The following is a 20,380-nucleotide window of genomic DNA, read 5'->3' as shown; positions in this document are numbered from 1 at the left end:
GATGCTGGACAATAACGTATATAATTTGTATGTTTATCGGATGAATATTAATTTTGTGCTGACAAGAAGCATGTGAAAGGATGAGCCGCTTGGCTTCGCCGTTTCCTAAATTTCCGGAATTCAAATTCCTTAAGCTGTCCCCGCCCCAGACTCTGGTGCTTGGCTTTGCCGCAGTCATCCTGGTCGGAACGCTGCTGCTGATGCTGCCCTTTTCCAGCACATCCGGCCATTCTCTGACATTCATAGATGCGCTCTTTACCGCAACCTCTGCAACCTGTGTAACCGGGCTGGTGGTGGTGGATACGGGCTCTTACTTCAGCCTGTTCGGCCAGACGGTTATCCTGGTGCTGATGCAGATCGGCGGCCTCGGCTTTATGACTATGGCCACCCTGTTCGCACTGCTGCTGAGACGGCGAATCTCGCTGCGTGACCGGCTGATTCTTCAGGAAGCGATGAATCAGAGCTCGATGGAGGGGATTGTACGGCTCATCCGCAAGGTGCTGGTGTATTCACTTGTGATAGAGGCAGCCGGTGCTGTGCTGCTGACACTTCGATGGGCGGCGGATATGCCGTTTGCCCGCGCTTTGTACTACGGTGTCTTTCATGCCGTATCGATGTTTAATAATGCCGGATTTGATCTGTTCAGGGATTACCGCGGCCTTACGGCTTACGCCAGTGACCCGGTAATTAACCTGGTTGTCATGCTGCTCATTGTCTCCGGCGGGATTGGCTTTATCGTAATGGCGGATCTGATCGATTACCGCAAGACCCGCAGGCTGCTGCTGCACAGCAAGGTCGTTCTGACGATGACCGCAGCGCTGATTCTGACCGGTGCGGCTGTTATTTTTGTATTTGAGTTCACGAATGCACGTACGCTTGGCCCGCTGAATATCGGCGGCAAGATATGGGCTGCATTCTTCCAGTCGGTTGCGCCCCGTACAGCGGGACCCAATACGGTAGACATCGGCGGCATGCGCCAGGCTTCGCAATTCTTCATTGTCATGCTGATGTTCATCGGGGCTTCCCCGGGCTCAACAGGCGGAGGGATTAAGACGACGACCTTTACGCTGATGATCGGGGCGGTTGTCTCCATGCTGCGCGGACGGGAGGATATCGTGCTGTTCCGTTACCGGCTGGCCCAGGAGCGGGTCTTCAAGGCGCTGACTATTACGCTGCTTGCTGTACTGCTGATTGTCACAGTGTCGATGATTCTCTCGACTACTGAAGGGTGGCCGTTTCTGATGATTCTGTTTGAGACAACATCGGCTTTCGCGACCGTCGGTCTGACGATGGGTGTGACACCGGAGCTGACAGATGCGGGCAAAATTCTGCTTTGCCTGACGATGTTTGCCGGAAGGCTCGGCCTTTTGACGCTGGCCTATGCACTGGGTCCGAAACAGGGTAAGCCGTTGTATAAGTATCCGGAAGGTAAAATGATAATTGGATAAGGGGTTAAAGTAATGTTGAAAGCACAGCAGTTTGTTGTGATCGGCCTTGGCCGCTTCGGTTCCAGCCTGGCGCTGGAGCTGATGGCTATGGGCTATGAGGTGCTCGGAATCGACCACCTGGAAGAGCGTGTGGAGGAGATGAGCGGGAAGCTGACTCATGCCGTTATGGCAGATGCAACGGATGAGAACATCATGCGTTCCTTGGGTGTGCGTAATTTTGACTGCGGTATTGTGGCTATCGGGGATAACATGGAGCGGAGCATTTTGACGGCGATTCTGCTGAAGGAGCTGGGCGTGAAGCAGGTGGTTGCCAAGGCAATTACGATTCTGCACGGCCGCGCGCTATCCAAGCTGGGGGTAGACCGGGTTATTTTTCCGGAAAGGGATATGGGCATCCGTGTAGCGCATCAGCTGGTCACGCCCCATCTGCTGGATTACATTGAAATTTCCAAGGACTACAAAGTTGTCGAGCTGACGGTACCCGCCTGCATGGACGGCAAAAGCCTCTCTGAGCTGAACACAAGGGCCAAATACGGCTGCAGCATCATTGCCCTGAACCGCAAGGACGGGATAATTGTTGCACCGACTGCACATGATTACGTGAGCCAGGGTGATATTATGGTCGTGATCGGCTCTAACGCGAGCATTGAGGAGTTTGAGGATGAGGCGGTTAACGCGGAATAATATCATATCAGCCGTTCTTTTCAGGCAGACAGCCGGCCCGGACTTGTCCGGGTTTTTTTACGCTGTATGATGTCTGTTTCCAACATTTGTGGTATATGTTCATTGGGTTTTAGTTGTTTTAGCAAATTTATTTGAAAAATCGCTCTAAAATTATATATTAACTGATTCTTATAATGTTAAAATAACGGTAAGCAAGCCATTGTTCAGTGTTTTCCACAATATAACTTGTAAGCGTTTAAAATTTCATCTAAATTATAGTAGGGGGATGTAATATGAGTTTGCGTTTTGATTTCGGACCCGCCGGGAAAGCGGCAGAAGGATTCACCAAAGTGTCTGCTGCGGACAGCTATGAGGCCGGCAAGGGCTATGGGTTTACAGATGTATCACAGGTGACGGAGCATATCCGGGGCGAGCAGCAGCTTACCGGGGATTTTGTTATCCCTTTTAATACGGCTTTTCTGGCAGATGTAGAAGATGGTAATTATATTGTTTCCATTCTGACCGGTGATGAGGCGGCGCCGTCCTGCACATCCCTCAAGACTAACGGAGAAAGAATGATCTTTAACAACTACCGTACAGTCACCGGGCAAGTGTCACGGGAAATGTTCGGTGTGAACGTGCGGGGAGGCCAGCTGAAGCTCAGGTTCGGCGGTGTTGCCCCGCGGATTAATGCGCTGGAAATTACGAAGACGAGCGAACAGATTACAGTATATCTGGCCGGCGATTCGACAGTTACGGATGTCGGGGATGAGAAGGGCTTCCCGTTCGCCGGCTGGGGGCAGATGCTCCAGTACTTTTTCAAGCATGATGTCACGGTTGCCAATCATGCTGTAGGAGGCCGCAGCTCCAAAAGCTTTATCGGGGAAAACCGGCTTCAGCCGATCCTGGACGAGATCAGGGAAGGCGATTATTTGTTCATCCAGTTCGGGCATAATGACCAGAAATGGGATGAAGCGCGTCATACAGACCCGCTGACAACTTATCCGGAGTATCTGTGCAAGTATATTGAAGGTGCGCGCGCCAAGCAGGCAATCCCTGTGCTGGTCACCTCTGTGCACCGCCGGTATTTTGATGCTTCCGGCAAGCTCGAAGACACACATGGGGCTTATCTGGAGGCTGTCAGAAAGCTGGCCGGGGAAAAAGAGGTTCCGCTGATTGATCTGGCCGGGAAAAGCAGAATCCTGTTTGAAGAAGCCGGACCGGAAGCAACCAAGTCAATCTTTCTGTGGGGAGCACCGGGGGAATGGATGAATCATCCCGGCGGTACCGTTGACAATACACATTTCCAGGAGCGCGGCAGTCTGCGTATAGCTGAACTGGTGGTTCAGGGAATCAGAGAGCTCGGGCTGCAGAAGCTCATTATGTTCCTCAGATAGCTTGCTGTGATCATCTATGGGGATTAGAGATTATAGGGGGGCGCACTATGAAAAAAATACCGATGATGCTGCAGTTAGCGTTAATTCTGTTCTGTATCATGGCTATTCCGACAGCCATCCTTACCTGGTACAGCGGGTCGCAGATTATTGAGAACTCAGAGGCAGCCATCGGGGAATCAACGCTTGCCGGGCTTAATGCCAACCGCAAGCTGAATGAAAATGCAATGGCTAATCTGGCCCAGGACACGTCCCGTCTCGCGGCAACGAGTGTTTTTGACGGGATACGCAGCTTCGAGACGTACGACGAAATTAATTCCAGCTTTAATAATTACAGCCGCGGCAAGGCTGTAACAAACGAACTGCTCAATCTGAACCGCCGGATAGACGGCGTAGCTTCTTCATACTTTTATCTGGACGGCTCTGATTATGTAGTCTCTACGGACAAGAGTGTGACGAAGCTGGAGCGCTATGAGGCGATGGACTGGGTGACGGCAGCCCTTGAGGATCAGCGGGGAATCAGTGGCGTATGGGTTCCGCGCAAGCTGGATACCGGAGAGAATGTCGTCTCCTATGTGTATCCGCTTAACCGGCTGTCCTCCAACACCCACGGAATTGTCGTAGTGAATATGAAGGAGAGCCAGATCTTCAAATACCTGAATGCTACAGAGGTGGGTAACAGCAATAATCTGCTGCTGGACTCCGATGGCAGGGTGATTTCCTTCAATGACAAATTACTGCTGCTGTCAGACGGATATGAGCTGCCGTTTCTCCGTGAATTGCTGAATCAGAATATAAATGAAGGCTATGCGTTACGCGAGCTTGACGGCAAGCGGATGGTTTATGCCTGGACCGGATCGGCGTTATCCGGATGGTGGAATGTCAGCTGGAGCTCACTGGATGAGATGATGGCCGATTCCAGGGATATGCAGGGGAATATTATTCTGCTGACCGGTGCCATTATTTTGCTCGGAACCGTTCTTGCGCTCTTTTTTGCTACCTGGCTGTCACGGCCGCTGAGGCAGCTGGTGCGGACCATACGCTCCAAGAGTGATCTGGAAGTCGTCAACAAAAATGAGCTTGCCTTTCTGGACATGGCCTTCAAGCGGATGCAGGAGGAGGAGGAGAGCCTGTTCCAGCTGCTGCAGGAGCGTGAGCAGGATACCCGGAGCCTTGCAGTTCACCGTCTGCTGCGCGGAGAAATTCCGCCGCGGATTACCGAGATGTTCCCTGAAGCCTATTACCGGATAGCCGTAGTCTCGATCGACCGTTACAGGGTGTATATCGGTAATACCAATGTGGAGACACGCAGCTACCACCGCTATCTGCTTAACACCAAGTTTGAAAGCCTGTTCCCGCAGGGGATTCTGGCCAGCTCTGTCTATCATAATGACGGCTGTATTGTCATCGTGCTGAATTTTGCCCCGGATGAGGATGAGGCAGGCAGGGAGACTATCCATCAGGCGCTGGAAAAGATCCGTGATGAATCGCTTGCGCTGCTGGAGCATACGGTTACAATCGGAGTAAGCGATGTGGCGGATGCACCTGAAGTGGTGGCCGAGCGGCTGTTTGAAGCAATGGAGCTGATAAAGCAGCGGATGATCAACGGGGCCGGAAGCATTATGTACTGGGAGGATGAAGAGGAGCACAGCCGCAAATATATCGACTTTGACTGCAGCGAACGGCGGATTCTCAATTTCCTGGATGCCGGCAATCTGGACGGGATCTTTAAAGAGCTGCAGAATATCCGCAGCCAGATCAGCGCAGAAGACAATATCTCGTATGATAATATCATGTTCATTTATCACCAGCTGATGGGCGCGACGATCAAGCATTTGCGCGAGAATCATATCGGAACCGGAAGAATGATTGTCGGGAAGGGTAACATCTACAGTATTCTGGCTGCAATGGATACGCTGGAGGAGCTTGAGGAGTATCTGCACGAGATGTTCCGGGAGATCGTCCAGAGCCTGGATCACAGCACCGGCGAAACAAATCACGGGGAACGGATCTTTCAATATCTAAAGGAACATTATCGTGAAGAAATTGTATTCGAGGATATGGCAAAAGAAATCGGGATCAGCTACTCCTATATGCGCAAAATTGTATATGAGCAGACCGGTAAAAGCATGATCGATTTCCTTAACCAGCTACGCATTGAAAAGGCCAAGGAGCTGCTGCTGGACACCGATCTGACGATTAAGCAGATTGCTGCAGAGGTAGGATACTATAATCTGCAGAGCTTCAACCGCTTCTTCCGCAAATATGAAGGTATGCCGCCGAGCAGCTACAAGTCGGCCAAGAGCAAGGGCTCCTAGGAGCCCTCTCGGGGCCGCCAGCCGGCGGTTTTTCTTTGCTTATAGCCATAATGAAAGCGTTTTATTTTTGGGAATGCCTATCATATTTGATTATGAACAAGCAGCAAAAGCTGATAATACCGCGCTCTAATCAAATTTGATGGGAATCATCAATACTCATGATTTTCAAAACCGGATAATCGGGATACATTGGATTCACACCGGATCACACAGCCGGACACAAGATAAAATGTTGCAGGGGGTGAGACTTTGAAAGCTGCAAGCGCTTCACAAACCAATCAGGCCCTTTTATTAAGAAAAAAATACGGGCCGCTCTATTACTTGCGCCGTGACTGGCAGCTGTATCTGCTGGTATTGTTTCCGCTAGCTTTTGTAATCGTTTTCAAATACCTGCCGATGACCGGGCTTGTAATCGCTTTTAAAGACTACAAAATTGCCAGAGGCTTCTGGGGCAGTGAATGGGTAGGCTTCGAAATCTTCCAGCAGATCTTCTCCAAGCCTGATTTCACACGGGCTGTCCGCAATACGCTGCTGCTCAATGTGCTAGACCTTCTATTCAGCTTCACGATGCCGATTATCCTGGCGCTGATGCTGAATGAAGTGAAGAGCGTCAAGTTCAAACGGGTCAACCAGACGCTGCTGTATCTGCCCCACTTTCTGTCATGGGTTATTATCGGAGCAATCGCCTATCAGCTGCTTAGCGAAGGAAGCGGTGCCGTTAATAATCTCATTGAATTGATGGGCGGAACCAGGGTGCCGTTCCTTCAGGAGGATACAAACTGGCTGATCAGCTATCTGGCCATCGGCGTATGGCACAGTATGGGCTGGGGAACAATCATCTATCTGGCTGCAATCAGCGGCATCAATCCCGAAATGTATGAGGCAGCAACCGTTGACGGGGCCGGACGCTGGAGAAAGGTATGGAATATTACCATTCCATCCATCCGGGCAACCATTGTAACCCTGCTGATTATGAGTCTGGGGAAAGTCATGGACGGCTCATTTGAGCGGATCTGGTCCCTGCAGAATAAGGCGACTACTGAATTTACAACCACCATACCGGTTCTCGTATACCGCTGGGGAATTGAATCCGGCAACTTTAGCCGGGCGACGGCGATCGGGCTGTTCCAGTCCGTAATCGGAATCATCCTTGTAGTATCAGCTGACCGGGTAGCCAAGAAGCTTGGCGAGGATGGAATCCTATAGAAAGGAGAGGAACCATGAAAGCATCAACCGTAAGTCCTGCCGCATCAGGCAAATGGCGTATTGATATCTATGATCTGCTGATTAAATTCGGCCTGGTCGTTGCTTCGCTGGTGTGCCTGCTGCCGTTCGTGCATGTGGCCTCCAAATCACTAAGCTCTGATTCCTATGTTATAGCCAATAAAGTTTTTCTGTGGCCTAAAGGCTTCACTCTGGATGCGTACTTCAAAATTTTTGCCGACGCCAGTATTCTCCGGTCTTTGTACATCTCAGTTATTGTAACGGTGCTGTTCACTATTCTGGGGATGGTCCTGACGATCTGCGCAGCCTATCCGTTGTCAAGAGCCCAGTTCAAAGGCCGCCGGGTCATCACCTTCATCTTCCTGTTCACGATGTATTTCAGCGGAGGCATTATCCCGGATTACATGAACATTAACAATCTGGGGCTGATGGATACGATCTGGTCGCTGGTTCTGCCGCTCTCCTTCAGTGTTTTTAACCTGCTGATCATGAAGACCTCTCTGACGAGCAGTATTCCTGTCAGCCTGGAAGAATCTGCACGGATTGACGGCGCCGGGCACTTCCGGATTCTCTGGAATATAGTGATTCCGCTCTCTAAGCCGATTATCGCGACGCTGTCCCTTTTCTTCGCGGTTGGACGCTGGAATGCTTATCAGGACGCGTTGTTCTATATCAAGCATGCGACCGATCTGCGGCCGCTGCAGCTTAAGCTGTACTATCTGGTAATTCAGGCCAGTGAAAGCTTCCAGCTGGAAGCAACCACGGTCACACTCAGTAATCCTGAAGTGCTGAAAGCATCTGTTGTTGTGTTTGCTACTTTGCCTATTCTCTGCGTATATCCCTTCGTCCAGAAATACTTTGTACAGGGTGTTATGCTCGGAGCAGTCAAAGAGTAAGTATATGTTCCACAGCAGTACTACTTCAATACGAAAACTATAATTGGGGGAATTGCGATGAACAAAAAAGGGTATGTATCATTATTGATGGCCTCGGTCATGACGGCCGGTATGCTGGCCGGATGCTCCGGCAACAACAATAAACAGAACGCCGCAGCCACTAACAGCCCTGCAGAGACAGCAGCAGCTACAAATGCTGCAGCTGAAGGGAAATACCCGGACTATTCACAAGGCTTCAAAGACAAGGTTTCGCTTGATATCCCGGTCTATGAGCGTGCGTTCGAAGGCTGGAATGTTACGGATAACTACTACACCCGCTGGGTGCAGGCAGAGTTCGGTGACAAATACAACATTGATGTTAACTTTATTCCGATTACCCGCAAGAGTGAAGTCATTGACTATGAGCAGCTGCTGGCATCGCACAAAGCTCCTGATATTATCTTCCACTACGATATGCCGCAAGCGCTTACTTACTATGGTGAGGATGTTATGCAGCCGCTGGACTGGGCTGAAATTGAGAATTATGCACCGACTTATTGGGGCAGTATGGGTGAGACCATCAAGCAGTATGGTATTGTAGACGACAAGAATATTTTCTTCTACGCTGCCCGTCCGGAAGCTGATAACTTCACTACCCTTATCCGCAAAGACTGGGTAGAGAAGGTGGGCATGAAGGTTGAGGATCTGACTTCCCTTGAGAAGTACAACGAGATGCTCGGAAAATGGAAAGAAGCCGGACTCGGTGTAACCGGGGGCAGCTTGACAGCCAATAGCTTCAACTATAACTATGCCTTCCGTGACTGGCCAATCGACGCCAAGTATCGTGCGCTGTATTCTGATCTGAGCGTAGCTGACTTTACTACTAAGGATACAGAGCTGTGGCTGCGCAATATGAACTATCAGTACAATAACGGCCTCATTGATAAAGAATTCTATCTGCGCACTGACGAGCAAAAAATCAAATCGGAGTTCGTTTCCGGCAAAACAGGTACTTTTGGACTCTATCTGACCAACAATACGGATGTTATTTCCGCGACGCTGGCCAATGACCCTAACGCTGAGTTTGCTATCGTGCCTCCGTTTGCAGGTGTTCCGGAAGGCAAGCAGCCTCAAGGCCGTGCCTACTGGCCGTTCGGCTTCATCATGGGGATTAACTATGAAACCTCCGATGAAGAACGCGCTGCAGTCTGGATGTACCTGGAATGGCTGAGCCAGCCGGAGAATCTGTTCAAATTCCAGAACGGTATTGAAGGCGAGAACTACACGCTTGACGCAGAAGGTATCGCTGTTAAGAACCCGGATTACAAAGGCGAATCTGTCCTGTCCCAGAACAACAATAAAGACTACTGGGGTCTTGTAACAGAAATTGCGCAATACCCTGAGCCTGAAAAGACACTCAAAGCGAACCTGCGCAACTGGTCACCTGCCGGCTATGAATATCTGGCTGATGATCTGGTGAAGTACTACAACGAAGTAGCTGAATACCGTACACCGGATGCTATGTTCACAACTGTTCTTGAGAAGGTAAACGAATACAAAGCAGATCTCAACACCCTTTTCCAGGAACTCTATGTGAAGATTGTACTGGCTCCTGAAGCTGACTTCGATGCCAACTATGAAGCAGCGAAGAAAACCTACCTGAATGCAGGCTACCAGGAAATCCTTGATGAGAAGCAAAAAGCAATTGATGCGGGCCAGTTCCGTTAATCCGGATGCACCTGTATAACTGAACAGCCGTACGGATAAAAACATCCCCGGCGGGACATTCCATAGTAATATGGAAGCCTGCCGGGGATTTGCTGTTCATTCCTGGTCTGTCAGGAACACTTCCTCTGTAACCTGTACAAGGCAGCGCGAAGCTGTGCTCAGTCCGCCGTTGCCCGGGTAAATGAGGCAGGTGGTGCGCTGGGTCTGCTCCAGCTCTTTGATGTGCAGGGAGACTAGTCCGCCGCCGTTCAGCAGCTCCGGACGCAGGTATGATTTCGGCAGAAGTGCAGCGGCCTTAATTGTCGGCAGCAGCCGCACGATGGCCTCGAAGGAGTCGATCTCCATCCGTACATCAGGGTCGGTGCCGCAGCGCTGGAACAGCTCGTCAGTCATACGGCGGTACCAGGTTCCCTTAGAGAATAGAATCATCGGCAGCCGGCTGAGATCATCCATCGTCAGCTTTGCACTCAGGGTCAGGGGATGGTGCTCGGAGACGACCAGCCTGAGCTGGTCCTCGAACAGTGGAATGCAGCGCAGGCCCGGCTCCTGGATGGAGGAGGCAACGATACCGACATCGCTCCGGCCTTCACTGACGGAGGATACAATCTCATGCGTCCGGCCGGTAATTAGCTTCAGCTCGGCAGCCGGATATTTCTCCATGTAGGCGTTCACAAGCGGCGGCAGTGTCGTCTGCAGGGTGGTGAGGCTGGCTCCCAGGGTAACGAGCTGCGGCTCACCTTCCTTGAATTTGGACAGGGCCTCAAGGAATTTGGAGCGCTGCAGCCGCTGCTCAAGTGCATAAGTATAAGTAAGGCGTCCGACCTCAGTCAGCTCCAGCCGCTTGCCGAACCGGTTGAACAGGGATACGCCGAGGCGTTCCTCCAGCTTCGAGATTTTGCGGGAGAGGGCAGGCTGTGAGAGATTAAGCTGGCGCGAGGCCCGGTTGAGGCTGGAATGCTCTACAACCGCAGCAAAAATGTCCAAATCATCGAACATAAGGGGGTTCTCCTTTGACCAATCTATGGTAATGCTGATACTTTACGCTCATTGTCTATGGATGAATGTGATAATGCTCATAGCATAGCTGCCGGGAAAAGACGATCCAACATCTGAAAAAGCGGATTAAACCAGGAAACCAAGGTTCTAAATGAGAATTATTATCATATTAAAAATATTCTTATGCATTTATTGTATAACGTTTAATAATTAGATTGCAATTCCCTTATAAGACAAAAAAGAGTAACATAAAAAGTGACACAAGATATTCACATATTGTGAATGTTAGAGCAAAGTCCGGGAAAACAATGGATAGCGGTGAAAATAGATGTCTGGCGAGCTGATAAGGCCTTCCTTCCCCTGTTTCAACTGTACTCCCGGCGGTGTATGCTCATTAATGAAAACGCTGTTTTAATCGGAAAGGGGACACTTTGCATGAGAGGATTTTATTCCAGAAAGATTCATTCCTTGCTCGGCGTTATCCCGCTCGGATTCTTCTTCATCGAACACATGATGACGAATTTCGCGGCAGTAGAGGGTGGCGCTTCAGGCTTCATTGACAGTGTGGTGTGGCTGAACAGCCTTCCCCTTGTCTTCTTCCTGGAATTGTTCGGCATCTGGCTTCCGCTGCTGTACCATGGAGTCTTCGGGCTGTATATCGCTTACCAGTCCAAGCCGAACCTGAGCCGCTTCAACCTGGAAAGAAACTGGCGTTATACCCTGCAGCGGATCAGCGGGGTCATTACCTTCGTGTTCATCGTCTGGCATATGTTCGAGACGCGGGTTCAGGTTGCCGTAGGCAATGTTGAACATGAGCAGCTTGGCGGCGTCATGCATGATATTGTGACTCAGCCGCTGATGCTGGCGATTTATGTGATCGCTATCATTGCAGCCTGCTTCCACTTCTCAAACGGACTCTGGTCTTTCCTGATCAGCTGGGGCATTACCGTCGGGCCGCGCTCACAAAAAGTGTCCTCCGTGCTCTGTCTCGGCCTTTTCGTTATTGTAACCTTTATGTTCCTGATCTCGCTGTTCGCCTTCCGTGACAGTGAATTCCAGACAGCGGCCGGCGCCGCACAGACCCTCAGAACGCTGCTTTAAGCGGGTGACGGCTGTTAAAAGAGACGGTTTTGTACAAAGCTATATTATATGTACCCTACAAAACTTTAGGAGGAACTCTCATGGCATCAGCCGATATCATTATCGTGGGCGGCGGGCTGGCTGGCCTGATGGCTACCATCAAGGCGGCGGAATCCGGCGCACATGTTCATCTATTCTCTCTGGTCCCTGTCAAAAGATCGCATTCGGTCTGCGCCCAAGGCGGCATCAACGGGGCTGTAAATACGAAGGGCGAGGGGGACTCGCCCTGGGAGCATTTTGACGATACCGTCTACGGCGGTGACTTCCTGGCGAACCAGCCGCCGGTTAAGGCGATGTGTGAGGCTGCGCCGGGGATTATCCACCTGATGGACCGGATGGGCGTTATGTTCAACCGTACGCCGGAGGGGCTGCTCGATTTCCGCCGGTTCGGCGGTACGAAGCGGCACCGGACGGCTTTTGCCGGGGCGACTACCGGACAGCAGCTGCTGTATGCGCTCGATGAGCAGGTACGGCGCTGGGAGGCGGAGGGCCTTGTAACCAAGAGCGAGAACTGGGAGTTCCTCTCGGTTATTCTGGACGATGCGGGCGTCTGCCGCGGTATCAGCGCCCAGAACCTGAAGACGATGGAAATTCAGACCTTTCCGTCTGATGCGGTTATTCTCGCCAGCGGCGGGCCGGGCATTATTTTCGGCAAAACAACGAACTCGGTCATCAATACAGGAACCGCGGCCAGCGCGGTCTATCAGCAGGGTGTCCATTATGCCAACGGGGAATTCATCCAGATCCACCCCACGGCGATTCCGGGCGACGACAAGCTGCGGCTGATGTCGGAATCGGCGCGCGGCGAAGGCGGGCGTATCTGGACTTACAAGGACGGCAAGCCATGGTACTTCCTGGAGGAAAAATATCCTTCCTACGGAAACCTGGTGCCGCGCGATATTGCCACCCGGGAGATTTTTAATGTATGTGTCGATCAAGGCCTTGGTATTAACGGCGAGAACATGGTCTACCTGGACCTGTCGCACAAGGACCCGAAGGAGCTTGACGTCAAGCTCGGCGGCATTATCGAGATCTACGAAAAGTTCATGGGGGATGATCCCCGCAAGATTCCGATGAAGATTTTCCCGGCTGTGCATTATTCAATGGGCGGCATGTGGGTCGATTATAACCAGATGACCAATATCCCGGGACTGTTCGCAGCAGGCGAATGCGAATACCAGTACCACGGTGCGAACCGTCTCGGTGCGAACTCGCTCGTCTCGGCAATCTATGGCGGGATGGTATCGGGACCGAAGGCAGTAGAATATATTAAAGGGCTTAAGAAGTCCGTGCAGGATATTCCGTCCACCGTGTTCGACAGCTTCCACAAGCAGCAGGTTGGCAAATACGAATCACTGCTGAACATGTCAGGTACAGAAAACGCCTATGTAATCCATAAGGAGCTGGGCGAATGGATGACCGCCAATATGACCGTGGTGCGTGAGAACAAGCGGCTTGAAGCGACGATCGGCAAAATCAAAGAGCTTAAGGTGCGCTACGGCAACATCAATATGAGCGATACCTCGCGCTGGAATAACCAGGGCGTTGCCTTCACCCGCCAGCTGTGGAACATGCTGGAGCTGGCCGAGGCGATGACACTCGGAGCGCTGCTGCGCAATGAGAGCCGCGGAGCCCACTACAAGCCGGAATTCCCAAACCGTAACGATGAGGAGTTCCTTAAGACAACCAAAGCGGCCTGGACGGCGGATGGCCCGCAAATCTCCTACGAGGCTGTAGATGTGTCTCTGATCCCGCCGCGGGTGCGTGACTATTCCAAGGATTAAATACAATCGCGTATGCTTTCGAAGCGAGTTTTGTACGAAGGATATCGGAGAAGTAACGCTCACAAAACTAAGCGTATGCTTCCGGAGTGAGTTTTGTACGAAGGGAAATCAGAGGAGTAACGCTCACAAAACTTTTAGGAGGTAACCGATATGGCGGAAACTGCTGCAGCTCCCAAAAACGTGAAATTTATCATTACCCGCCAGGACGAACCGGAGAGCGCGCCTTATAATGAGGAATTTGAGCTGGCGTACCGGCCGGGGATGAATGTAATCAGCGCTTTGATGGAAATCCAGCGTAATCCGGTTAACGCAAGCGGTGACAGTACGGTGCCGGTCTGCTGGGACTCCAACTGTCTTGAGGAAGTATGCGGGGCCTGCTCAATGGTGATCAACGGCAAGCCGCGCCAGGCCTGTGCCGCACTGATCGACAACCTGGAGCAGCCGGTACGGATTGAGCCGATGAAGACCTTTCCGGTGGTACGTGACCTGGTCATTGACCGCAGCCGGATGTTTAGTGCCCTCAAGCGGGTCAAGGCATGGATTCCGATTGACGGTACCTACGATCTCGGTCCGGGTCCGCGGATGCCTGAGAAAAAACGCCAGTGGGCCTATGAGCTGTCCAAATGCATGACCTGCGGCGTCTGCCTGGAGGCCTGCCCGAACGTCAATGAGAAGACCGATTTTATCGGCCCGGCAGCGATCTCCCAAGTACGTCTGTTCAACGCCCATCCGACTGGCGAAATGAACGCGGACGACCGCCTGGAGGCGCTGATGGAGGACGGCGGGATCGACGGCTGCGGTAACTCGCAGAACTGTGTGCGCGCCTGTCCGAAGGGCATTCCGCTCACCACCTCGATTGCCGAGATCAATAAGCAGACTACCAAGCATATGTTCAAGCGCTGGCTGGGCGTATAGCGCCTTACCGCTGCAATTATTCTGTTCAAAGCCGTTCCCCAAGGCTAATTCCGCCTTGGGGAACGGCTTTTTTAATATTAAAGAATCTATAAGTTTGCAGGGTTATTTTGCTTAAAGGCGCGGGGATAAAGTACGATTAGTACAGTTCTGTGAACTACAGGCCTTAAGACCCGGCTGGTAATGTTTTATATGTTTCTTTTGCGCGGAAAAGCGGGTACAAGATATACATTCCGTCAATACATAAGGAACACCGCAAAAAAGGTAAACTTAAACATTTATAGAACTGCATGTTATAATCTTCTTGGTTAATGCGCTTTCAATTTAAAGAGTACCGGGGGAGGAATTACGTTGATCTGTCGAGAGCAGGATGGAACAATTGTCATGGTTAAGCAGCATGAGCACGGCCGGCTGGCCGGAGAGCTTGCCAAATGGTTCAAGGATGAACAGGTGCCCGAATCTGTACGCCGCGATGAAGTGCTGTGGTCCATTGCCAACCACGACCGGGGCTGGATTGATCTGGACGAAACACCCTTCTGGAATGATGCGGAGAACGCCCCTTACAGCTTTATTGATTTTCCTGTCGTGCCTAAGCTTACCTTTTACCGGCGGGGGCTTAATGAAATTGAGGCGGTCTCCTCCTATGGCGCATTGCTGTGCAGCCTGCATTTTGAACGGCTGATTGAGGTGTCCGGAGAGGAATGTCCGGAGCTGGACGAATATCAGAAGGATGAAGCGGAGCGCCGGGCACGCATTCACCGTGAGCTGGAGCAGCGCGCCGTGCCGATCGGTGAAGATGAGCTGTATGTTGATGCCAGGCTGCTGCAGTTCTGTGATGACCTGTCGCTGTATATGGCGCTGAACAGGCCGGGCAGCCCCAAATCCGAAGAGCACCCGTGGTGGAAGGACGGCTTCTCGGGCAGCGAGGATTTTAAATTCACCTCAGGCCGGGTGATTACCGCCGAGTGGCAGGATGAATCGACACTGCGGCTTGAGCCGTTTCCGTTCACCCATGAGGTGGAGACTGTTATTATACTGCGCAGGGTGAGCCGTAAGGACATTACCGACAAGGGGATAGTCCGTGCTTACCGCGAGACACCGGAGGAGGAGTGCCGGATCATGGTGACCGGTTTCCCGGGGGAAACGTCTGCTTAATGCTAAGCATTCTCAGCATTTATACGATTGAGGCTGAACAACATTATCCAATTTAATGCAAAGGAGAATCTCCCTATGAATAGAGACTCGTCCGGGACTTCTCCCAATAGTAATAACCCGGCAGGCGTCAGCCGCAGCAGGATGACCCGCCGCCAGTTCCTGGCCCGGGGAACCAGTGCTTTATTCGGGGCGGGGCTGCTTACAGGCGGGTATGTCTGGCAGGGAGAGCCTAACTGGCTTGAGGTGACAGAGCTGGAGCTGCAGCTTAGGCAGTTGCCGCCGGCTTTTGCCGGAACGCGGCTTGTTCATTTCAGCGATGTGCATCTGGGCTTCAATAAAGATGCCGGTGATGTTAAGCGGCTGGTGAAGCATATCAAGGAGGCCAGGCCGGATATGATCTGCTTCACGGGCGATATAGTGGACAGCGACGCCGAGGATCTGAATGATTCTGTTGCGCTGCTGGCAGAGCTGACTGCACCGCTCGGGAAATACGCTATTTTTGGAAATCATGATTATAAAAATACAGAGCTGCTTACCCGTCTGCTGCAGTCTGCGGGTTTTGTTGTCCTCAGGAATCAGTCCTATGTCATCAGCCGCGGCGGTGAGCGAATCGCGGTTGCCGGACTAGAAGATATGCTCAAGGGCAATCCTGATCCCGCAGCTGCGCTGAAGGATGTTCCGGCTGACATGTTCACGGTGCTGCTCATGCACGAGCCGGATTATGCCGATACGGCCGAGGGCTATCCCTTCAACCTGCAATTATCAGGGCACAGCCATGGCGGACAGATACGCCTGCCGTTAGTAGGGGCACCCTACACGCCCTACGGCTCGACTAAATACATAAGCGGTTTATACTATACCGCAGCAAAAGCAATGCCGGTCTATGTGAACAGAGGCTTCGGCGAAACCTATATGCCGCTGCGGCTGCTGTGCAGGCCGGAGCTGACCGTATTCTCCCTGCGCCGGGCCTGACACAGAGGACAGGACAATGCCAGAATAGCTGCTGAGAAGAGGAGGATTTATGATTACTTATGAAACAGTATCATTCACCGTCCGGCAAGGAACAGCTGTTGAACTCAGGCCGGTGCAGCCTGCTGAAGCGGGCAGGCTGAAGGCTCTTCTCTCGCATCCGGAGGTTCAGCCGCATATTGTAATGCGCTGCGGCGCCGGATCACAGCAGGCTGTTCTGGACAAACTGGCTCAGCGGATGATTTATGCCCATGATCCATGCGCCCTGCACGCCGGAATCTATGCCAGGGGCAGCCAGGAGCTGCTTGGGACGGTGTCACTGCAGAACTGGAACCGGCATGAGGGCAAGGCCGTGTTAGGTTACATGCTGCATCCGGACTGGTGGGGTGCAGGCTTCACTACAGAAGCAGTCGGGCTGATGCTGGACTACGCCGTACAGGAGCTGGGTCTGCAAAGGATCGAGGGGCGCTGCCGCGGCAGCAATCTGAGAAGCGAGCGGGTTATGCTCAAAAACGGGCTGACCCTGGAACGTGTTGTGCCGGTGGCAGACGGATCAGGCGATGTCATAAAAGTGTTCGGCATTGTTACACAATTGAAATAAAGCCGTTATCAAACTCTAACAGTGTCCGGTTAAACTAAGTACATGACCCCCTTTTGAAATATAACTGCTGTTGGGACCCGGAGATCCGGGTCCATTTTTTTGTGCGCTCCTGCCGAGACTGGGCTGCGGGGCTGGCATACATAGGCCGAAATACTGGCGGCTGCGGCTGCCGCCGGGTTATGATTAGACACAGGAGAAGTTCATTAAGGATCAGGAGGAATTATCCAATGAATGAGGTATTGAACATTTTAAATAATCACCGTTCGTTCCGGAAGTATGCAGACAAGCCTGTAGAGCCGGAGAAGCTGCGCTCCATTATTGAAGCGGCGCAGGCAGCGCCATCCTGGGTTAACGGGCAGCAGGTCACCATTATTGCCGTGCAGAACAAGGAGCGCAGAGAACAAATCGCGTTATTAAGCGGAAAACAGCAGCATGTGGCAGACGCGCCGGTGTTTCTGGTGTTCTGCATGGATTTCTACCGGACCAAGCTGGCGGCCGAGCTGGAGGGTCAGCCGTTTGAGGCTGGAGGCGATACGGATGCACTGCTTGTCGGTGCTGTGGACGTGGGGATTGCACTGGAGGCTGCAGTAGCTGCTGCTGAATCGCTGGGGCTCGGCATTATCCCGATCGGCGGGATCCGCCGTAATACCGAAAGTGTCATCGGGCTTCTGGAGCTGCCGGAGTATGTATTTCCGTTAGTTGGCCTATGTATCGGCTACCCTGGCGAAGAGTTGCCGAAGAAGCCGCGGCTGCCGCTGGAGGCCGTATACCATCAGGAGCGATACAATCGTGATCTGGAAGGCAGCATCCGCAGCTACAATGCGGAATTCCGCGAGTACCAGAAGTCCGCCGGCCAGACGGAACGGGACTGGAGCGCGGTCATTGCCCATTTCTATGCACTAAACCCGCAGTACGGGGATGCCGGGAAGACGCTTCCCAAGCAGGGCTTCACCTGCGGCAATCTGCATAAATTCTAAGCTGCTTAATAAGCAGAGCACCGCAGCGGTAAAGGACAGACCGGTAAGCTGTTATGCTTCCCGGGACCTTTGCTGCTGCGGTGCTTTTTTGAAATATAAGAATTTATATGTTTTACGCTATCAATAATTCTTATATTTCTCGCAGAAACGGTTACCGCCTTCTTTGAAGGACGGCATAGCCGTTTCTACTTGATCCATGATTTATTCAATAGGAACGGCAACCCGCTCCCGACGCTTGTAATATACCCATTCCTTGAAGCCGATTTCCTTCAGCCGGGCCTCTACAGCATTCCGCTGGTCTGCCACCCGCGAAGGCTTATGCGCATCGGAGCCGAAGCTGACCTCAACACCGTAATGCAGCGCGCGCTCCAGAATGTCGTCTGACGGGTACCAGCCGCCGCACAGCTTCGTGCCTCCCGAGGTGTTGATCTCGATTGCAGTCCGGCATTCACCGATAACCCGCAGAGCTTCATCAATCTCAGCGGCGGCAGGAATATCGCAGAACTGGGGATAGTTGCCCTTCATCGCGTCGATATGGCCGAGAATCTGGAACATGCCGCTGCGGGCGGAATCGGCAATCAGGCGGTAATATTCGGCTTTGACCGATTGCATCTGCTCCGGTCTGAGCTTTTTCCAGCGGCTCTTGTTAAAAATGCTGTCCCCGCTCACGCTATGTACGGAGCCGATTACATAGTCAAAGGGATAAGCAGCCAGCGTAGCCCGGTACAGCTCTGCATGCTCCGGGAAATAGTCGGATTCGATACCGAGCAGGACGTCGATGGTGCCGGCGTATTCTTTTTGCAGGGCCAGCACTTCTTCCACATAGTTCACAATCTCTGATTTGGCCATAGCAATATGGGGAAAAGCCTGTTCGGACGAATGGCCGAAGTATGGCGTATGGTCGGAAATCCCGATGACGTTAAGGCCGGCGGCGATGCCGGCTTCTATATAATCCCTGATGCTTCCGTCGGCATGGCCGCAGCGGAAATGATGGGTGTGCAGGTCAAACTTCATTAGCATGAACATCTCCTTTGGCCATAGTGTGTGTACGTCAGCAGCGCTGCATACCGTTTATTCCGAACCGATGAATTGGGTCTCAGGCATGCCCTTCAGGTCACTGAGGAACTGGCGCATGGCAGAGTTGACATATTTGCCCGACTTAGTAATGACGCCAACCGGATGGGTAACCTCCAGCTCGATAATTGGAACGATGCGGAGCGTGCCGGCTCGCACCTCGGCGGTTACAGACTGCTTGGAGATGACGGCCGCGCCGAGATCCAGCTCGACCATCCGCTTTACTTCCTCGCTGCTCGTCAGCTCCATGATGACCTGGGGCTGAATGCCGTGCCGGGCCAGGACATCATCAACAAATCTGCGGCCGACCGTATCCGGGGAGAGCAGGATGAGCGGCGTCGCGCCGAGCGCTTCGATTCCCGCTGTTTTTACCTGGGCCAGCGGATGCCTCGGCGAGACAACCAGCTCAAAGGTATCGTAGTACAGGACCGAGGTGGTCATGCCCGGATTCTGTCCGATCAGATAGCCGATTCCGACATCGACCAGTCCGCTCTCCACCTGCTGATAAATCTGTGATGAGGACATGGAGGAGATTGAGGTTTTGATATGCGGGAACTGGTCCTGAAAATAAGACAGGATGCGCGGCAGAATCTGAATGGCAATAGAGGTCGTTGTACCGAGAATAATATGTCCCTGGGGATTCTCATCCAGATCGGCAAGCCGCTGCTTCAGCTCCTCGACAATGCTGACAATCTGCTCGGCATGAGTAAGGAAGACTCTGCCCCTGTCCGTCAGGGTGACCGGCTGGTTCCGGTCCACAAGCTGTGTTTTGAACTCTTCCTCCAGGCTCTTAATCTGCGCCGAAACCGCCGGCTGGGTCAGGTTAAGCAGTTCACCTGCTTTGCGAAAGCTCATCGTTTTGGAGATCGTTATCAGTGTCTCCAGCTGGCTAATGTTCATAGATGTGCCCCCTTTTATTACCGAATCGTGTCGCTGAATATTTGTATAGTGTGGAAACCGGGCGTTTTCACAGGATTGCAGGGCTGAGTGTTACATAGGAACAAGGGAAGGTAGTACAGGTTTATCTTACGCGGAGTGTGGGCATTTGATTAAATTATAGGAGATTACATCCGGCAGGGCAATGCGGAGGAGAAAACTATATTGAGAATTCCTTCGACAAGA

Annotated in this window: 17 protein-coding genes; 14 read left to right on the top strand and 3 right to left on the bottom strand. The window is 52.2% G+C overall.

Features of this window, described 5'->3' with window-relative positions:
* Positions 1-80: 80 nt before the first annotated feature.
* The 7 genes from R70331_RS25220 (at position 81) to R70331_RS25190 (ending at position 9,650) form a co-directional block, all read left to right on the top strand.
* Positions 81-1,448, top strand: a complete 1,368-nt coding sequence (locus tag R70331_RS25220; RefSeq protein WP_042180391.1) for a TrkH family potassium uptake protein — start codon at positions 81-83, stop codon at positions 1,446-1,448.
* Positions 1,449-1,463: 15 nt separating this feature from the next.
* A complete protein-coding gene (locus tag R70331_RS25215; protein WP_042183224.1) occupies positions 1,464-2,132 on the top strand; it encodes a potassium channel family protein in 669 nt (222 codons plus the stop codon).
* A 272-nt stretch (positions 2,133-2,404) separates the two neighbouring features.
* Positions 2,405-3,508, top strand: a complete 1,104-nt coding sequence (locus tag R70331_RS25210; protein ID WP_042180388.1) for a rhamnogalacturonan acetylesterase — start codon at positions 2,405-2,407, stop codon at positions 3,506-3,508.
* A gap of 47 nt (positions 3,509-3,555) precedes the next feature.
* Positions 3,556-5,823, top strand: a complete 2,268-nt coding sequence (locus tag R70331_RS25205) for an AraC family transcriptional regulator (protein ID WP_042180385.1) — start codon at positions 3,556-3,558, stop codon at positions 5,821-5,823.
* 249 nt (positions 5,824-6,072) lie between these two features.
* Positions 6,073-7,029, top strand: coding sequence for an ABC transporter permease (locus tag R70331_RS25200; RefSeq protein ID WP_042180383.1), 957 nt, complete (start codon positions 6,073-6,075; stop codon positions 7,027-7,029).
* A gap of 14 nt (positions 7,030-7,043) precedes the next feature.
* Positions 7,044-7,943: a carbohydrate ABC transporter permease gene (locus R70331_RS25195; RefSeq protein ID WP_042180380.1), complete on the top strand. Its 900-nt coding sequence runs from the start codon at positions 7,044-7,046 to the stop codon at positions 7,941-7,943.
* Positions 7,944-8,000: 57 nt separating this feature from the next.
* Positions 8,001-9,650, top strand: coding sequence for a type 2 periplasmic-binding domain-containing protein (locus tag R70331_RS25190; protein ID WP_042180377.1), 1,650 nt, complete (start codon positions 8,001-8,003; stop codon positions 9,648-9,650).
* A 96-nt stretch (positions 9,651-9,746) separates the two neighbouring features.
* Here R70331_RS25190 and R70331_RS25185 read toward each other — a convergent pair whose 3' ends face one another.
* A complete protein-coding gene (locus R70331_RS25185) occupies positions 9,747-10,646 on the bottom strand; it encodes a LysR family transcriptional regulator (RefSeq protein WP_042180375.1) in 900 nt (299 codons plus the stop codon).
* Between the two features lie 435 nt (positions 10,647-11,081).
* On the opposite strand from R70331_RS25185, the gene R70331_RS25180 reads away from it, so the two are divergent.
* From R70331_RS25180 to R70331_RS25150, 7 genes are all read left to right on the top strand, one after another.
* Complete coding sequence (locus R70331_RS25180) at positions 11,082-11,747, top strand: succinate dehydrogenase cytochrome b558 subunit (protein ID WP_042180372.1); 666 nt, start codon at positions 11,082-11,084, stop codon at positions 11,745-11,747.
* Between the two features lie 80 nt (positions 11,748-11,827).
* Complete coding sequence (sdhA, locus tag R70331_RS25175; RefSeq protein ID WP_042180370.1) at positions 11,828-13,570, top strand: succinate dehydrogenase flavoprotein subunit; 1,743 nt, start codon at positions 11,828-11,830, stop codon at positions 13,568-13,570.
* 150 nt (positions 13,571-13,720) lie between these two features.
* On the top strand, positions 13,721-14,485 hold the full coding sequence (gene sdhB / locus R70331_RS25170; RefSeq protein ID WP_042180367.1) for a succinate dehydrogenase iron-sulfur subunit: 765 nt from the start codon (positions 13,721-13,723) through the stop codon (positions 14,483-14,485).
* Between the two features lie 348 nt (positions 14,486-14,833).
* The gene (locus tag R70331_RS25165; protein ID WP_042180365.1) at positions 14,834-15,637 is read left to right on the top strand and encodes a DUF3891 family protein; all 804 of its coding nucleotides are present in this window, start codon (positions 14,834-14,836) and stop codon (positions 15,635-15,637) included.
* A gap of 75 nt (positions 15,638-15,712) precedes the next feature.
* Positions 15,713-16,609 (top strand): metallophosphoesterase, encoded by an 897-nt coding sequence (locus R70331_RS25160; RefSeq protein ID WP_042180363.1) that lies wholly within the window; start codon positions 15,713-15,715, stop codon positions 16,607-16,609.
* Between the two features lie 49 nt (positions 16,610-16,658).
* Positions 16,659-17,207: a GNAT family N-acetyltransferase gene (locus R70331_RS30745; protein WP_052419215.1), complete on the top strand. Its 549-nt coding sequence runs from the start codon at positions 16,659-16,661 to the stop codon at positions 17,205-17,207.
* Positions 17,208-17,434: 227 nt separating this feature from the next.
* Entirely contained in the window at positions 17,435-18,184 is a 750-nt protein-coding gene (locus R70331_RS25150; protein ID WP_042180361.1) for a nitroreductase family protein, read from the top strand.
* A 201-nt stretch (positions 18,185-18,385) separates the two neighbouring features.
* Here the strand turns inward: R70331_RS25150 and R70331_RS25145 are convergent, their stop codons facing one another.
* Positions 18,386-19,198 (bottom strand): histidinol-phosphatase, encoded by an 813-nt coding sequence (locus R70331_RS25145; protein WP_042180359.1) that lies wholly within the window; start codon positions 19,196-19,198, stop codon positions 18,386-18,388.
* A gap of 57 nt (positions 19,199-19,255) precedes the next feature.
* Positions 19,256-20,158: a LysR family transcriptional regulator gene (locus R70331_RS25140; protein ID WP_042180356.1), complete on the bottom strand. Its 903-nt coding sequence runs from the start codon at positions 20,156-20,158 to the stop codon at positions 19,256-19,258.
* Positions 20,159-20,380 lie beyond the last annotated feature (222 nt).

The sequence above is a fragment of the Paenibacillus sp. FSL R7-0331 genome, from assembly GCF_000758645.1.
Taxonomy (GTDB): domain Bacteria; phylum Bacillota; class Bacilli; order Paenibacillales; family Paenibacillaceae; genus Paenibacillus_AQ; species Paenibacillus_AQ camerounensis.
This window is presented reverse-complemented; position numbering and strand designations above follow the sequence as displayed.